The 341-nt window shown below is 32.6% G+C and carries 1 protein-coding gene; it reads left to right on the plus strand.

Annotated elements, in window-relative coordinates; genetic code table 11:
* Positions 1 to 11: 11 nt before the first annotated feature.
* Positions 12 to 341 (plus strand): transposase family protein (locus tag FC45_RS07540; protein ID WP_162257479.1); only part of this gene is annotated, 330 nt, incomplete at its 3' end.

Genomic DNA, 341 nt, shown 5'->3' on the forward strand with positions numbered 1-341 from the left:
AAGGTTTTTCTATGTCCTCTTACAATGATTGTATTAAATTTTCGCTCGATATCCAAGACCCTAATATCACTTTTAATGCTCATTTCTTTAAATTAATTAACGGTATTAAGTATAAGGTCTTTCAAGCTACTCTTATTCAGCCTGCTTGTCCTTTTTGCGGTTCTGTTAATCTGATTCATAATGGTCATCTTCAGACTAATATTAGATTTATTACTTCTAATGCTAGTAGTCCTGTGATCATCAGGTTAAATAAGCAAAGAGTTCTCTGCCGAGATTGTAATACTCGTTCAATGGCCAAATCTAAGTTAGTTAATAAATATTGTTCTATCTCTAATCCTGCC

It is taken from the genome of Lactobacillus jensenii DSM 20557, assembly GCF_001436455.1.
GTDB lineage: Bacteria > Bacillota > Bacilli > Lactobacillales > Lactobacillaceae > Lactobacillus > Lactobacillus jensenii.